General features: G+C 46.7%; 13 protein-coding genes. 3 read left to right on the top strand and 10 right to left on the bottom strand.

Annotated elements, in window-relative coordinates; translation table 11 throughout:
• Entirely contained in the window at nucleotides 1-864 is an 864-nt protein-coding gene (locus K6T99_00170) for a carbohydrate ABC transporter permease (GenBank protein ID MCL6518228.1), read from the top strand.
• Between the two features lie 514 nt (nucleotides 865-1,378).
• On the opposite strand, the gene K6T99_00165 is transcribed toward K6T99_00170, so the two are convergent.
• From K6T99_00165 to K6T99_00150, 4 genes are all read right to left on the bottom strand, one after another.
• Complete coding sequence (locus K6T99_00165; protein ID MCL6518227.1) at nucleotides 1,379-2,440, bottom strand: hypothetical protein; 1,062 nt, start codon at nucleotides 2,438-2,440, stop codon at nucleotides 1,379-1,381.
• An 83-nt stretch (nucleotides 2,441-2,523) separates the two neighbouring features.
• Nucleotides 2,524-3,840 (bottom strand): aspartate aminotransferase family protein, encoded by a 1,317-nt coding sequence (locus K6T99_00160; protein MCL6518226.1) that lies wholly within the window; start codon nucleotides 3,838-3,840, stop codon nucleotides 2,524-2,526.
• Nucleotides 3,841-3,864: 24 nt separating this feature from the next.
• Entirely contained in the window at nucleotides 3,865-4,935 is a 1,071-nt protein-coding gene (locus tag K6T99_00155; protein ID MCL6518225.1) for a Gfo/Idh/MocA family oxidoreductase, read from the bottom strand.
• Nucleotides 4,936-5,104: 169 nt separating this feature from the next.
• Nucleotides 5,105-6,334 carry an ArgE/DapE family deacylase gene (locus K6T99_00150; protein ID MCL6518224.1) on the bottom strand — a complete coding sequence of 410 codons (1,230 nt, stop codon included), beginning with the start codon at nucleotides 6,332-6,334 and terminating at the stop codon, nucleotides 5,105-5,107.
• Nucleotides 6,335-6,526: 192 nt separating this feature from the next.
• On the opposite strand from K6T99_00150, the gene lepB reads away from it, so the two are divergent.
• Both lepB and K6T99_00140 read left to right on the top strand, forming a co-directional pair.
• Nucleotides 6,527-7,153 (top strand): signal peptidase I, encoded by a 627-nt coding sequence (lepB, locus tag K6T99_00145; GenBank protein MCL6518223.1) that lies wholly within the window; start codon nucleotides 6,527-6,529, stop codon nucleotides 7,151-7,153.
• Between the two features lie 89 nt (nucleotides 7,154-7,242).
• Nucleotides 7,243-8,295 (top strand): glycoside hydrolase family 130 protein, encoded by a 1,053-nt coding sequence (locus K6T99_00140; GenBank protein ID MCL6518222.1) that lies wholly within the window; start codon nucleotides 7,243-7,245, stop codon nucleotides 8,293-8,295.
• Nucleotides 8,296-8,565: 270 nt separating this feature from the next.
• Here K6T99_00140 and K6T99_00135 read toward each other — a convergent pair whose 3' ends face one another.
• From K6T99_00135 to K6T99_00110, 6 genes are all read right to left on the bottom strand, one after another.
• Nucleotides 8,566-9,654 carry a DUF2961 domain-containing protein gene (locus K6T99_00135; GenBank protein MCL6518221.1) on the bottom strand — a complete coding sequence of 363 codons (1,089 nt, stop codon included), beginning with the start codon at nucleotides 9,652-9,654 and terminating at the stop codon, nucleotides 8,566-8,568.
• Between the two features lie 130 nt (nucleotides 9,655-9,784).
• Nucleotides 9,785-10,414, bottom strand: coding sequence for an N-acetylmuramoyl-L-alanine amidase (locus tag K6T99_00130; GenBank protein MCL6518220.1), 630 nt, complete (start codon nucleotides 10,412-10,414; stop codon nucleotides 9,785-9,787).
• Nucleotides 10,415-10,521: 107 nt separating this feature from the next.
• Nucleotides 10,522-11,565 (bottom strand): hypothetical protein, encoded by a 1,044-nt coding sequence (locus K6T99_00125; GenBank protein ID MCL6518219.1) that lies wholly within the window; start codon nucleotides 11,563-11,565, stop codon nucleotides 10,522-10,524.
• Nucleotides 11,562-12,557 carry a hypothetical protein gene (locus K6T99_00120; protein MCL6518218.1) on the bottom strand — a complete coding sequence of 332 codons (996 nt, stop codon included), beginning with the start codon at nucleotides 12,555-12,557 and terminating at the stop codon, nucleotides 11,562-11,564. The genes K6T99_00125 and K6T99_00120 overlap by 4 nt, the downstream gene beginning before the upstream one ends.
• Nucleotides 12,558-12,693: 136 nt before the next feature.
• Nucleotides 12,694-13,758: a hypothetical protein gene (locus K6T99_00115; GenBank protein MCL6518217.1), complete on the bottom strand. Its 1,065-nt coding sequence runs from the start codon at nucleotides 13,756-13,758 to the stop codon at nucleotides 12,694-12,696.
• Nucleotides 13,748-14,821 carry a hypothetical protein gene (locus K6T99_00110; GenBank protein ID MCL6518216.1) on the bottom strand — a complete coding sequence of 358 codons (1,074 nt, stop codon included), beginning with the start codon at nucleotides 14,819-14,821 and terminating at the stop codon, nucleotides 13,748-13,750. The genes K6T99_00115 and K6T99_00110 overlap by 11 nt, the downstream gene beginning before the upstream one ends.
• Between the last annotated feature and the right edge of the window lie 120 nt (nucleotides 14,822-14,941).

The following is a 14,941-nucleotide window of genomic DNA, read 5'->3' as shown; positions in this document are numbered from 1 at the left end:
ATGGGCATTAAGCGTGGTGGGAATGAGAATAAGCTAAAAAAGATTCTAATTCTGATACCTGTCGAGGCGATTCTCATTGCATATGCCATTATTGTTGTCTACCCAATGATTTGGCTTATCTCTGTTTCGCTGAAGACGTCGTATGAAATTTTTACAAATCCTTGGCTACCAACTCTAAAACCCCAGTGGCAAAACTTTATTGATGCTTGGCAAAGAGCCGAGATTGGGCGGTGTTTCTTTAATAGCGTAATCGTCACCTCAATTTCTATGTTTTTCATCCTACTTATTGGTTCAATGGCGGCTTATGCCCTTGCGCGCTTTGTCTTTCGAGGGCGAGAGATAGTGCACACTGCCTTTATTAGCGGAATGATGTTTCCTGTGTTTCTCGGCATTGTTCCGCTCTACCTCCTACTTAGCCGGTTAAATATGCTCGACAATTATTTTGGATTAATAACCGCCTATGTTGCATTCTCGTTATCCTTCACCATATTTGTCCTTACTGGTTTCTTTAAAACGTTGCCCTATGAACTTGCAGAGGCCGGCCTAATAGACGGATGCTCGCATTTCTCCGTCTTCTGGCGGATTATGCTTCCCCTTGCCAAACCAGGGCTGATTACGGCTGGAATCTTTAATTTCTTTGGCATTTGGAATGAATATCCGCTGGCACTTGTCATTATAAGTAGCAATGAACTCCGAACTCTGCCTCTTGGAATTGCCAACCTCCTGATGGTTGAACACTATGAGACAAATTGGGGGGTGCTCTTTGCGGGTTTAGTAATCGTAATGATCCCCACACTCATTGTATATCTCTTCTTCCAACGTCAAATTACCGAAGGTCTCACCGCAGGTGCGTTGAAGGGATAACTGTTTCCTCAAAATAATAAGACAAGGCAAATTCCCAAAAACCTCATAAATTACAGTCTCCCCGCCCAAACCAGCCAAAAAAAAAGCCCACTGAACTTCCAGTGGGCTTTCTCATGAGGGATGGCTACATGCCGGCAAGAGAACCGGCAATGCATTGGGATGAAGGAGGTATGATTATAGCGCTGCAATCACCTGCCGTTAGTAATCTTCTTCACTATTTAAGACGAAAGAAACAGAAAGGGAGTTCCCAAAAAAATGAAAACGTTTTCATTTTTTATAAAAAAATAATGTGCCCGTCCTGGAATGCGGGACAGGCACATGCACAGCAGCTGCCTCTACTGCTGTGAGGTTTGGAAGGAGTAGAGTACATAAAAACATAATGCAAGAACTGTGCCAATCCGACAAAGAAGCCATATGCCAATAGCTAACGGCTGACAAATGAGTCGCGCGGTCTTAATAATATGAGTTAAGAGTTTTTAGGCGCCAAAATAGATAACGAGGTTTAAAATTATTACTAGTAAAGTGCTGCCTCAGGCGACCTACGCTCACCACTTTTGACAAGGCTAATACCCGTCTTGATGACTTTTTCATCCTCGGGTGTAAATCGCCCACTCCAGCTTATAATGCCAATTCCCCTTTTGCTGGCTTCTGAATAAATATACTGCAAGTCTTGAACCTCCGGGTTGCCAAAGTTCATGCCACAAAGACCTGGGGTGGAAATCACATGTGGGAATATCTGATAGCCCTTTCCACAGTAATGAATCCAGCCACCGTTAAATTCTACAAGACAGCGCTCGTTGTAAGGCCGGCAGAACTCCAGGTATGCGGACGACGAAATGTTTGTCGGAGCATCCTCACATATGCGTATGCCGCCTTTTACTTTCATTTGCGAGTGGTAACTCCAGTCATTGCGCTCGCCAATTATCTCTTTCTGAGCCTTTGTAAAAGCAATATAAGTTTCGGTGACGACATCAAGCAAGCGGTGAACCAAATCTGGGTTGTCATATATCTCGGTATAAATTCGGTGCCCCATGATGAGATGTGCGGTATCAAACGGCCCTTGTGTATCGCAGATAAACACATGCACTGCTTTGCTCAAGTTTGGGTATTGAGAGAGGGTATCCAGATAGAACTGCTCAGTCTCAAAAACCCTTGCCCCAAGACCTGATGAAAGGTCAGGAACACCCCTATCAAGCGCTTTCATTAGTTCCATCTCAGAAAGAGGCTCGCACCAAGGCATATTGTTCATCGTAAGAGATATTCTGCAACCGAATAGTGAAGCAACTGTTCCGACACCATAGTTCGCACGAATGGTATACATTCTATCATCCCTGAGGTTCGCACCTTGCCATACACCAGCGAGCTCATTTATGAGCATCTTCTCCATATCATAAAACGCCTCGGAATATGGATATGTCTCCCAGCCCGGGACATAATCTGGATTCAGTACTGGCAGCCTGTCAACTGCCCTGTATGAGAATGCATCCTCAAGCAACCGCTCTGACTGCCTGATATGATTAATATCTATCAGTGAGTCCAACTTTTCCAGCCGTTCTTGCAAATTGGGTACGGCCATGGGCACCTCTCAAATTTTGAATGGGCGAATTAGGGATTGAAGAAGACAAGAATTTCATATTCGCCCATTCCCAAACTAGTATTTTAAAGGCTGCTTACAGCCGCCTCTAAAATATCCAACCCTTTCATCATCAAGTCCTCAGGAATGACAAGCGGCGGAGCGATGCGAATAACATTGCCATAGAAACCAATCGGGGCTATTAGGATTAACCCCCGCTTGAATGCTTCCTGGGTGATTCGGCGAGTCATTTCGGCATCTGGAGTTTTGCTCACTTTGTCCTTTACTACCTCAACGCCGACAGCTAAACCCATTCCTCGGACGTCGCCTATCATTTCATATTTTTCCTTCATTTCATTTAGGCGATTAATCATCTTTTGTCCAAGATCTGCTGCTCTCTCCGCAAGTCCTTCTTCTTCTATAATCTGAATTGCAGTCAAAGCAGCCCTTGAACATAAAGGATTTCCGCCGTTGGTGCTCGACATACTTCCTGGTTCCAAAACATCAAGTATCCGAGATTCACCGACCAGCGCCGAAATGGGCACTCCGCTTCCAATGCCCTTGCCCAGGCATAAAAGGTTCGGCTCAATGCCCCAATGCTCATAGGCAAACATTTTCCCGGTGCGTCCAAACGATGATTGAACCTCATCTAATATGAAGAGGATATCACGTTCTTCACACCACCTCTTTAGCCTTTGCATGTAGTCACCCGGCGGAATAATCGAGCCTGCACCACCTTGATAGGATTCTGTAATTAACGCTGCCACAGAACCTGTGCTCTCAGTTTCCAGCAAGTGGTCGAGATAGCGCAGGCATGTATAATTGCACTTTGGATACGTTTGCTCGAAGACACATCGGTAGCAATAACAGAACGGCGCATGCAGAATGCCGGGAACCATTGGTCCAAAGTGTCGCTTTACGCCCTGCTTTCCTCCAACGGACATCGCCATGTATGTCCGCCCATGGAATGCACCATGGAACGCGATAATCTCATATTTGCCTGTGTATCTTCTTGCAACCTTGATTGCGGCTTCCGTAGCCTCTGCACCAGTTGAGAGGATGAACGCTTTATCTAAATTCGGAGATGTAATCCCCACTAGTTTTGCAGCCAACTGGGCTCGCCAAGGGTTCACAAAATCATATGAGTTCATCAATTCGGCAGCTTGCTCTTGGATTGCCTGGACATGATTCGGATGGCAATGGCCCACATTAGTGACAAGCACGCCGGATGTAAAATCAATGAACAGGTTGCCATCCACATCCTCTACAACGGCGCCTTTAGCACTTCGCCACACAGCAGGCACCTGATCTGACATTGAATGTGGCTCGTACTTTTTTGACATTTCAATAAACTTTGAGGCTTTTGGGCCTGGTAGTTCTGTCTTAATGCATGGTATTTCCATTGATAACTCTCCTCGTACTTACCTTTACAACTTGACGACCTCGCCGGTCTCCAAGCTTTTTGCAATTCCCGCACATATGCGGGTTACTTCGCGACCATCTTCACCTGAAGGATACTTCCCAGCTAGTTGTTCAAGGGTGCCACCATTTTTCAAAAACTGCACGTTATAAACAAAATCGGCGATACTCTCAACTCCATAGCCTCGATATATTGTTCGCCCCTGCTTGTCTTTTTCCTCACGCATGAAGTTGTTGTTCCAGGTGCGCATACCCTCGTCTTCGAAGCATGACCTGTCGCCGCGGTCCTGGCTGTCAACCTCCCACACGCCTTTCGTGCCAACTATTCTCATGCCTTGATTCACAATTGCCTCAAATTTTCGAGGAAGTATCCAAGACACATCAAACGAAACAGCTGCGCCATTCTTGAATGCCACAAGTGCACTCACCGAATCATACATATCTATGCCAAACTCGCCAAGGAGCTTTTTCTTGCTACCTTTTGCCCAAACAGATTCACCGTCAGACTTTATAATCCACCTCATCAAGTCTATAAAGTGACTGCCTAGAAACCAGAGCGGCGAGCCATGTGGCGCCCAATGTGGAAACCAATCAACTGGCACCTCAATTCGGTCTTCCATATAGCAATGGCCATATAGGATATCCCCTAGCTTCCCCGCACGAACACCCGCCTCGACCGCCATATGGTCGGGATCATAACGCTTATGAAAATCCACCTGCAGAATTACATTGTTTTTCCTTGCCGCTTCAATCATTTTGTCACAGCCCTCAACTGTGACATCGAGCGGCTTTTCACATAGAACGTGCTTGCCGCAATTCGCGGCGTACACGGCAATTTCGCGGTGGAGGAAGTCGGGAGTCACCACAGTAATTGCGTCAAGATCTTCCTTTTCCAGCATCTCTTTATAATCAAGATAGCCTTTGACTCCATAGATTGGCTCGTTACGGTCAATCTCCTCCTGCTTGATAGTGGAAAAACCTTTCAGCTCAGCAACGCCATCCATTTCCAGCTGTTTGAAGATTTTTAAATGGACCTCGCCGAACTTTCCTGCCCCCACTACTGCAATCTTTACTGCCATGCTAACCTCCGAAAGAACAAAAAGTTTCTGAACCCCATTCTACCGCAAAAGACTCCTGAAATTTCCGAACCACTAGCGTATCCGTTCTTCCTAACAAAACCCAAGTTCTACTCCGATGCTCAAGATACCAAAGCGTATGTATATTAAACTACAAGGCAATCGTATTTCTCTAGGTTCCACACCAGCGAATAAGAAAATCTGCCAAGATCTTCGCACCAAGCGCTATCTCATCTATTGTGATTTGTTCGTCGAGCGCATGGGCGTAAGGAAACTTTCCTGGTCCGAATACAACCGTGGGCATACCACCTCTATGCCAGAAAAGGCGCGCATCGCACGATGCCGTCATTCCTGTAACATCGGACTTTGCGCCCAATGAAATTGCTGATTTGTAAAGCTCCTGCGCCAGCGGGTGGTCTGGTGGCATGCGGTAAGCCTCGTTATGAAGGCGCGTGAACTCAAGGGTATAGTGGTTGCGAGTCCAATCATCAACGCCTGCTTCGAGCGCAGCTTTGACCTCCGCCTTGATATCTGCTAATCGTTTATTAGGCAGGAAACCGACACCGCCTTCTATCACACAATTGCCTGCCACCATAGAAGGCCACTCGCCACCCTGGATTGTGCCGATATTTACTTTGACATTTGCCTCTGTATCGGGAAACAAAGGATCGCCCCCGGATTCAGCCACAAGCTTTTGTTCGTATTTTTGGAGCACGCGAATCGCATCCATCATTTTCTCAATCGCATTCACGCCATCGCGCCAACGCCCCATATGAGTGGATCTGCCTTCGATGGCAAGCTTGAACCATACTGCCCCGCGTCCAGCTGGCCTTACGCCGAAATCGGTTGATTCCATTACAACCACGCCATCAGCCCTCATACCATCAAGAATTACCGAAAGTGCACCATTGCCACCTGCCTCTTCCTCGATTACAAACTGAACCATCACATCGCCGCTAAGCCTTACACCGGCATCTCTAAGAGCTACTAGAGCCTGAATGATTGTAGCTACATGGCCTTTTGCGTCAACAGCACCGCGCCCATAAATAACGCCATTCTCAACTCGTGGGCTAAAAAGCTCGTCTGGCCCAGGAACCACATCCACATGAGTGTTTAAGATAATACTTTTCCCTTTGCCATTGCCGGGAAGTGTGAAAACGAGATTTGCGCGGCCTTCATAACCCTTGTGATTTGGCACTAGCGTATAATCGGGGTCCATCTCAATGCCTGGATGTATTGGGACAAGGCGAGGCTCGAAACCAAGTTCGCAAATATAATCAGCAAGGAACCTCTGAACCTCGCCCTCATTGCCCACCGTACTTCGGAAGGAAATGAGATTGGCAAGAAGGCTTGTTGCATTATTCGACCATTGGTCAATTAAAGAGGATATTTTTGCATCCATAAGGCTAGTTCTTCCTCAAAACGATGGCGCTTAATGGGTCACCACCTTGAAAACTATACCAGTGCTGCTCATCGGTGTCAATGTTTGGAAAATTGTAATTTTTTTATGGAATGATGAAACCGTAAGACTTCCTTAATCGTCTAAGGTTCATGAAGATACAAAACGTGAACCCCCAGGCGCAGAGGTGAAATCATGGCCTGTGAGTACAAACCAGACGTCTTGCGGTCATCAAGCTTTCGCCTGGCATGTGAGAACAACAAAACGGGAAACGTCCGGCTCATCGCAGTAGTTGCCATGCTTGGTTTGGTAGCAATTGGATGGCGCATGTCGCCCTACCGATTTGGCATTGTTGTCGGGGATTCGATGATGCCGTCACTCAAGCCCAACCATCCGTTTCTTATGGAAATACGTTCCTATAAGCATTACCCGCCGGCAAAAGGCGACGTAGTTGTCTTCGAATGGAACGGGGAAATGTGCGTCAAGCGCGTAGTTGGCAGCCCAGGCGAAATATTATGGCTTCTTGAATACCCCAAGGATAACAGTCCGTTGCATACCAGGTATGTTATTCCAACTTCAGAATTAGACCAGCTTCAAGAACTTTATGGCAAGCTTCCAAATGTAGTAAAATTCAAGAAAGTGCGTGTACCGCAGGGCTGTGTCTATGTTGTCGGAGATGCTCAGGGGCTTTCACTTGACAGCCGATACTTCGGTCCCGTCGAGACGGAAAAGATCATTGGCCGAGTGCTCCTGCCAACAACGAGAAAGATTCCTTCACTAATTGGGCGCGAACAAATAACGGCGGAAAATTCGCGCACGTAACATTCTTGCGGATATCCCCTGTATGAATCCTTCAAATCATGGTATAATCCCATTCGTTCATTATTCCCAAGGACTATGTTGCAACTGCAATGAAAATTGTGCGTTATCCAGAAAACCCATTAATCACACCCAAAGACGTGCCTCCATCGAGGTCTGATTTTGAAGTTGCGTGCGCATTCAACGCGGGCGTGGCGGAGTATAAAGATGAGATAATACTTCTGCTGAGAGTCGCCGAGCGTGCAGTTGGAGACGAAAATACCGTTCGCGTACCAACTCTGAAATGCGAGGACGAAAGCACATGTATTGAGATTCTCGAGTTCAACCGCAACGATCCGAACGCGGATTTTTCGGACCCGCGGGTCATCCGCACCTCGGAGCAAGTGTTTCTAACAACAATATCGCATCTTCGCATTGCAAGAAGCAAAGACGGCAGGCGCTTTACGGCGGATGCCAAGCCTGCAATTTTTCCAGATCGGCCTTCAGAAGTTTACGGTGTAGAAGACCCAAGAATTACAGAAATTGATGGCTTATACTACATTGCCTATAAAAGCGTCTCTCCAACAGGAATATGCACAAGCTTGGCGGTCACTCAGGACTTCGAACATTTCGAAAAGAAAGGCATAATATTCTGCCCTGAGAACTTAGACGTCTGTATTTTTCCAGAAAAAATTGGCGGCAAGTATGTTGCGCTACACAGACCTGTGCCGCGATATATCGGCACGCCAAATATTTGGCTCGCGCACTCACACGATCTTCTCCATTGGGGAGATCATCGCTTCCTTCTTGGCGTGCAGCGCGGCAGCTGGGACAGCGGACGTGTAGGCGGTGGAGCCATACCCATTCGAACAGAGCACGGTTGGCTAGAAATATATCATGCGGCAACCGAAAACCATTATTATTGCCTTGGAGCGCTCCTCCTAGATCTTGACAAACCGTATAAGATTCTTGCAAAAAGTATCGAGCCTATCATGCGTCCGGAGGCGCCCTATGAAACACAAGGCTTCATGCCAAACGTGGTTTTCACATGTGGAGCACTAACAAGGGGCGACACCTTAAGCATTTACTATGGCGCCGCCGATACCGTTGTTGCCGGTGCTGACGTAAGCATCAGCGATATACTTAATAGCCTTAAGCCGGTTTAAATGACTCAAAGCTAGATCCAACAAAATTTGCATACATTCTAAGGATACACGGTCCAAGCGAATAGCAGCAAAGTTTTTTAAAATGAACCAGCACCACTGGCAAAAAACCTCTTGCATAGATTTGTCATATCTCGCACACCGCTGGTATGCTGGCCATAGCCAAAATCATTAGCAAAACTTTAATCCGCAGTCTTTTAATTATTGCGTCCACGCGGACACTTTCGTAAGCCCCACAACACTTTTAGGTAGAAATTCACCTACTCATCTCAACTATCGCTTGCCTTCATACACAGGCTCATTTGGCCTCGGAAGGCGCTCTTCTACTGGCGGAAGCTCAGGCCCGCCACGCTTGGGTTTAGTCAGATAGTAATACGCAGTGCTCGAATAGTCATTGCTTAACTTGTTTGCATGTCCATGCTCAATCGTCACCAAAATGCTCTTCCTAAATCGGATGGGGTCTTCTATGTAGTAACGGTAAACTGTGTTCTTCCCTTTCCAACGCCAATTTTCATTTCCGCTATAGAGGATAATCCCATGATATGGCGCATTATACTCCTGGGTTGGGCAATATGCGCAGTTAAACCAATCTTCTGTACCTGTTCCGTGAAGCGATGGCGGCCATTTTTCGCCATCAATGAAGACCATATCGTCTCCCTCGCCATACCAATCGTTGGGATTTCTCTGGAAGCAGTCAATATCGAGATGGGCGCCGCAGTAGATACCGTCGCCTTCAACGTCGCAAATGACATAGTTGCCCTCAGCACTCGGATGCTTCATTCGAGGAGTCTCCGCATAATCTTCGCGCCTCAAACCCTCCTCGAACGCCCAGCCATGTGTGTCAGCCTCACGCCGCCACTGAACATGAAAATATGCAAGGTCTTCGACCGCTTCCTGCGACGGATATTTTTCGTAGTCAATATAAAAATAATGACTGTATGTTTCTGGCGATTGATTCTCGACCTCAATTATTCCCTTTTTCTTAAATGGCATTGGCCACCAAGAATTGAATCCCTTTCCATTCTGGGGACTCATTTGAAGTGGCAGGGTCACAAAGTTCTTGCGCATTCCATGCCCCATGCCAAAAAAGTCGCCAATTGGACACTCAACGCTCGGTTCTGGGCAATCATCCCAATACATGCGCAGCACTATTCGGCGAACGTAATCTTCTTGTTTGATGCCCAGTGTCATCCATATGTGCTTAATGCACGCTGGTCCCTCGATTTCGGCTAGAATTCTCTTCTCGCCAGGGTCAATGCGCCACATGTCGGCATTTCCGCCAGTTGTATCCCAACTTGATATGCGGTGGCTCGTATAATCACGCAGCCTCGGCAAGGAAGCTAGACTTGTAAGACCAATCATCGGCTAACCCTCCTAAAAATCTCATAAACTCTTGCCAATAGGGTATTTCAGAGAAAGCAAATTCAATTCCTGCAATAAAAAGTGGGCGGAGGCTGTGGCCTCCGCCCACCAAAAGCCCTAGAGATTTAGATTAATGGGTGTGCGGGGTTACGCCATAGTGGCTCTGCGTTCCATGCAGGTACGCAATGCCTGCATAATCCTGATATGTCGAGCTTATGAGTTTGTTGCGGTCGGCGGTGTTGGTTATGAACGCAACCTCGCCCAGAATTGCAGGCATCGTTGTCCCGGTCAGCACTGTGAACGAAGCTGTCTTTACACCCCTATTTACTGTTCCCATATGGGAAACGAGTTCAGGGTTAACCTTGTTGCGCAGGTCATAGGAGTAGGTGCTGCACCCAGGGCAGCAGTAGGTCTCCGTACCGTTAGCCGTGCTGCTGCTGAAGGCATTGCAGTGGGTGCTCTCGAACCTATTTGCTCCCCATGTGTTGGCTATTGAGCATCTGCTTGAGAGAGAAACGTAGACATCGCTTGTCCTTGTCATTTTTGTTGAAGCCGCATCATTAATGAAGCGAACATTCATCCTGTTACCAATTGCAAGGTTGATGTCTTCCTCTTCATAACCACCACTTACTGCGCCTGGGTCCGAGCCACCATGACCCGGGTCGATGCAGATTTTCTTCTCCGTAAGGTGGGCGCTGACGCCAGAAGCAAGACAAATCACAAGCGCCAGCATGCAAATTATAGTTAGCACCTTTCTCACTTACAAATTCCTCCTTTTCCAGTTTTCCGCAAAATAGGCACATTGTACCCTACATACGTTCTCTTAACTCATAGACCACCTCCTCTGCTTGCATAGCTCCAAATCCATTAGGGTTGGATTGGAGCAATATATACAACGCCGTCAACTACGTAAGCGATGTACTTTCCATCTGGCGACCAGCTTGGCCATGACTCTATCCCGGGCGTGTTGGTAAGCTGATATCGCTCAAGCCCATCAACACTTGAAACCCACAGGTCGGACGAAAGAATGGAATGGCCATCGTCAGATGTAACTTCATAAATTAAATATCTTCCATCCGGCGACCATGAGGGATTACTTCCAGGACCTAGGTCAACTGGCAATCCGCCCTTCTTATCAACAACGTATATCTTGCCGCCAAAACCTTCAACCGCGTACTTATCCCCGTCGGGCGACTCCACTGGCATGTTGAAGCCTGCTTCATCCTCACCCTCCAGTAACTTCTTGCGATTGCCGTTCTCATCAATAGCCCAAAGCTGGTTATCAGAATCAACATACACTCCCACTGGAGGCTTTACTTCCGCCTGTTCTACACTTAAAAGGGACCCATAAGCAGCAAATGTAGCCCCTGTTACATCCATAAGCATAAATGTGCCGAAGATGTTTACAATTTTCGATAACAACCCCCGACCTTGCGTAAGGCTGTATGTGCTCTTAACATTTCCATCCTTATCAACCGTAACAAGTTCATCACCTGAGCGATATGTTAAGCCATCCTTGCCCCACTTCGGCGGTAGTAAATCGTTTTCCCAAGGAGAAACCTGCTGAACTTTCCCATCCATGCCAGCTACCATAGCAGCCATTGCTACATCGTCGTCACTTGGCCGCATTCTATACGCAAGCGCCTGGCCGTCAGGCGACCAGGAGAATTTCCATCCCGAAAGCGATGCATCAGAGATTACCTTTAGATTGCCCATCAAGTCAGTATAGTAAAGCCCTTGAAACCGGTCTCCAGCCAAAGCAAGACCTTCGCCGGTGGGCGACCAAACAGGACTAACAAACTGACCTTGCAGAGGAAGCGCGATTCCAGTACCAAGCTGAAAAGCACTAGCAGGTAGTACAACTAAGCAAGTCGCCAGACCAAGCATTAAAACCGCATGCATTGCTCTCATTCTTTTTCCTCCAAATTTATGGGAAGCTCAGGATCGAATTTTGAAACCAAAATATATTTGATGTTGAGGTCATGCCGCTCTTCGGCGGAACCCTCTTTATTTAAGGTAGACGTGGAATTATTCTTATCCGACTCGCTACCTTCTGACTGAATATCCGCGACAAGTGTTATAGTGGCTTGCGCGCGTATTACTTTGCCTTCCTCATATGCAAAATGGGTCACATGCTCCCCTTTTTCAGTGCCAACAAGAAATCTCTTTGGCGCCTCCTTTGTAGAAGAACTTTTGGTTGCAGAATCCTCACTCTTCTTCATCTCAAACTTAAATGGCACTTCGAATGTGCTCTCAATTTTTGCGCAATTTATCCCATCAACGCGTTCAAAACCAACCAGCTTTGAGACCGTTTTCACTGTTACCGATTGGTCAAGCGCCTCAATAGGGTATTCCTGTTCCCAAGTATCCCCGACATGAAGTTCTTTTTGTGGTAAACCAAGAAACTTCAGCTGGCTTAGGATGTTTTCTATAGTTCTATCCTTCGGCAAGCCACTGGTTTTCAACTCCTCAATTCCTTTTATTTTTCGAACTTGCCCATATTTATCTACTTCTAGGTCGAGTGGCGGGAAGGTCATCAAAGTTTCGCCAAAGTTAGGAATTGAAAGGATTGCACTGAGAACGTCCAATTCAAGCTTCCAAACATCTTCTTTTTGAAGGTAAGCCGTTGCATGTTGTATAACAGTCAGCCGAGTGTGCGTTTTAAATTCTGTCTCATTCGTTCCCTTTGGCAATGCAAAAACACCCGAGGCGTCTATCGTCATGTTGTATCTGCGCATCTCGCCTACCTTGAATTTGTACTCAAGGTTGACGCTAGCCGGTGGATTCTCTACCTTTTCTATCTTTTCATTTTTTGCACCAGTGTCTTCGGCTCTGATTGGAAGCAATGCAGCCGAAAGGAGGCAAAGCAACAATGTGCAAAAAATTGCGATAGCTCTTTTCACCTTTTACATCCCTCCTCTCAGCTTAAGGTTATACGTGTAACTTATTAACTTATACACATCCATGTGGTTTGGTTCGCATTTAAGCTAATTGCCTCTCAGCAATTGGAGCCTAATCCTTTTAGCACCACTGCTTACCTTAGGGCTCAATTGGAGCAATATAAATCTTGCCGTCCAAAATATAAGCAATATACTTACCGTCGGGCGACCAAGATGGGTCCGCTTCAATGCCAGGCGTACTAGTAAGCTGAAATCTTTGGCTACCGTCTATGCTAGCAATCCAGAGGTCCGATGAAGTAATTATATGCCCATCATCCGTTGTTACCTCAAAAATTACATATCTTCCATCCGGCGACCATGATGGGTTGTGCCCCTCGCCTAAATTAACTGGGGTGCCTCCCCTTGGATCAACTACATAAAGGTTGCCACTATATCCCTCTACACAATATTTGTCTCCTTGCGGTGACTCAGTCGGAGGACAGTACCCTGGTTCGCCCTCAACGTCGATAAGCTTTCGACGGTTGCCATTTTCATCAACAATCCATATCTGGCTCTCAGAATCCACATAGACACCGCTTCCTGGCTTGCCATCTGCCGCCTCGCTGGAAAGCGCACAAGCAAAACTAGTGAAAGTCGCCCCCGTAATTCTGCCAAGCATAAGATTTGCCGCCACGCTCATAACCCGCGACATAACACCTCGTCCTTGGGACAAACTGTGGACTGAGATTACGTTGCCTTCCTCGTCCAATGTGATGAGTTCGTCGCCAGACCTATAGGTTATCCCATCCTTTCCACATCTTGGTGGAAACAAATCGTTCAGAAAAGGAGTGAGCTGCTTCGAACCAGCCTCTCCTCTTTTCGCCTGCATTAGTGCCAAACCCATCCCATCTTCGCTACGAATCCTATATATCAAGCTTTGGCCATCGGGGGACCATTGATAGCGCCATCCCGCAAGCTTCGCATCAGATATCACCGAGACGTTGCCAGCCAGGTCTGTGTAATATAAACCAGTATAGCGTTCGCCTGTGAATGCTAAGCCGCTTCCATCTGGCGCCCACTTTGGCACGTTGAACAAGCCTGGAACCGGCACTGGAAGAGCAACACCCTCGCCCAATTGAAATGCAGAAACCGGCACAGCCATGAAAACAAACAAAAACAAAATCGGTAAAATTAAATTGCGCTTATAGACAGGCTCACTTCTCATCCTTTGTTTGCTCCTCCTTTTCATCGTCTTCAGGCACAAGCAAGCATACTGTCAAATATCTTAAGTCCACATCGTGCTCTATTTTGTGGGTATCTGGAGATTCATCCCCTACTGGCACAATCGCCCTGGTGTCAATGGGTTTAACCGCGGTTGATTCTTTGTCATCTTGGATGTCTGCATGCAAGTCTACTTGTGCATAAACTTGAACTGTGAAGCCCTCTTTATATGCAAAGTAGGTCCAGACACTGCCTGTCTCTGTTCCAGAAATAATTTGCGGCTTTTGTGGCTGTTTATTCTCAGATTCGCTGGTTAATTTTTCTTCAGGCTTGTCTTTTATTTCCGAAGTTTTTGCTGCCTTATCAGATTTTCGGAGCTTGCTCAAATCTAGAGTGAATGGTGCTTCGTAGGTGGTTTCAATTTTGGCGCAATCGAAGTTTCGAATTCTCTCAAAGCCCATTAGCCTTGATTTTACTTTTATCCTAGTAGCTTGCTGACCTGGAATCTGAATCTCATACAAGTCTTCCCAAGTTTCATCGGGCTTTATTTCCTTCCGAGGAAATCCTCCAAAAGGCAGTTGGTTAAGGACATTGCCTAAGGTTTTCTGCTGAGGCAGTCCAGGGCAAACGGCAAGTTCGTCAAGGCCCTTGAGCTTTTTAACCTTACCATATTTATCCACCTCATATTCGATATGTGGAACTGTCATAAATATCTCGCCGAACTCTGGTATGAGCAGTGTGGCTTTAATTGTATCCCACTCAATACGCCAGCCCCCGTCCGAAGGGAGTTGAGCAATTACATGCTGAACGACTCTCATTGTTGTTCGAGCTTCCAACTTTGATTGTTCGTCTTGGCCCGGCAGCCTCATCATGCCTTCGCCATCGATGTTGATGTCATACTTTCGAACATCACCTACTTTGAACTTGTATTCAAGCTGGAGGCTCTCAGGCGGATTCTCGACAGCACCACCCTCTTCTTTGAGAAGCTCTACCCTTTGAGCACATGCCGGCATAATGAAAACATATATTAGACAACTTACTATCAAAAATAACTGTAAATATTTCATGCAAATCTCCCGCTTTTTGATTGGTAGCATATAAACCTTCGTCAGTTTGCCGATTCTTTCCGCCCTAACTGATTCTGTAATATGCCCTATTCCGCTTCAGACAGAGTAGCCATACAGATT

This window comes from Armatimonadota bacterium (assembly GCA_023511795.1).
Classification (GTDB): domain Bacteria; phylum Armatimonadota; class UBA5829; order DTJY01; family DTJY01; genus JAIMAU01.
The sequence above is the reverse complement of the archived record's forward strand: the minus strand, read 5'-3'. Positions and strand labels throughout refer to the sequence as shown.

What these genes read in the sequence shown, in the direction of transcription:
- K6T99_00170 (MCL6518228.1), top strand. Translation starts at nt 1, where the DNA reads ATGGGCATTAAGCGTGGTGGGAATGAGAATAAGCTAAAAAAGATTCTA.
- K6T99_00165 (MCL6518227.1), bottom strand. Translation starts at nt 2,440, where the DNA reads ATGGCCGTACCCAATTTGCAAGAACGGCTGGAAAAGTTGGACTCACTG.
- K6T99_00160 (MCL6518226.1), bottom strand. Translation starts at nt 3,840, where the DNA reads ATGGAAATACCATGCATTAAGACAGAACTACCAGGCCCAAAAGCCTCA.
- K6T99_00155 (MCL6518225.1), bottom strand. Translation starts at nt 4,935, where the DNA reads ATGGCAGTAAAGATTGCAGTAGTGGGGGCAGGAAAGTTCGGCGAGGTC.
- K6T99_00150 (MCL6518224.1), bottom strand. Translation starts at nt 6,334, where the DNA reads ATGGATGCAAAAATATCCTCTTTAATTGACCAATGGTCGAATAATGCA.
- lepB (MCL6518223.1), top strand. Translation starts at nt 6,527, where the DNA reads ATGGCCTGTGAGTACAAACCAGACGTCTTGCGGTCATCAAGCTTTCGC.
- K6T99_00140 (MCL6518222.1), top strand. Translation starts at nt 7,243, where the DNA reads ATGAAAATTGTGCGTTATCCAGAAAACCCATTAATCACACCCAAAGAC.
- K6T99_00135 (MCL6518221.1), bottom strand. Translation starts at nt 9,654, where the DNA reads ATGATTGGTCTTACAAGTCTAGCTTCCTTGCCGAGGCTGCGTGATTAT.
- K6T99_00125 (MCL6518219.1), bottom strand. Translation starts at nt 11,565, where the DNA reads ATGAGAGCAATGCATGCGGTTTTAATGCTTGGTCTGGCGACTTGCTTA.
- K6T99_00115 (MCL6518217.1), bottom strand. Translation starts at nt 13,758, where the DNA reads ATGAGAAGTGAGCCTGTCTATAAGCGCAATTTAATTTTACCGATTTTG.
- K6T99_00110 (MCL6518216.1), bottom strand. Translation starts at nt 14,821, where the DNA reads ATGAAATATTTACAGTTATTTTTGATAGTAAGTTGTCTAATATATGTT.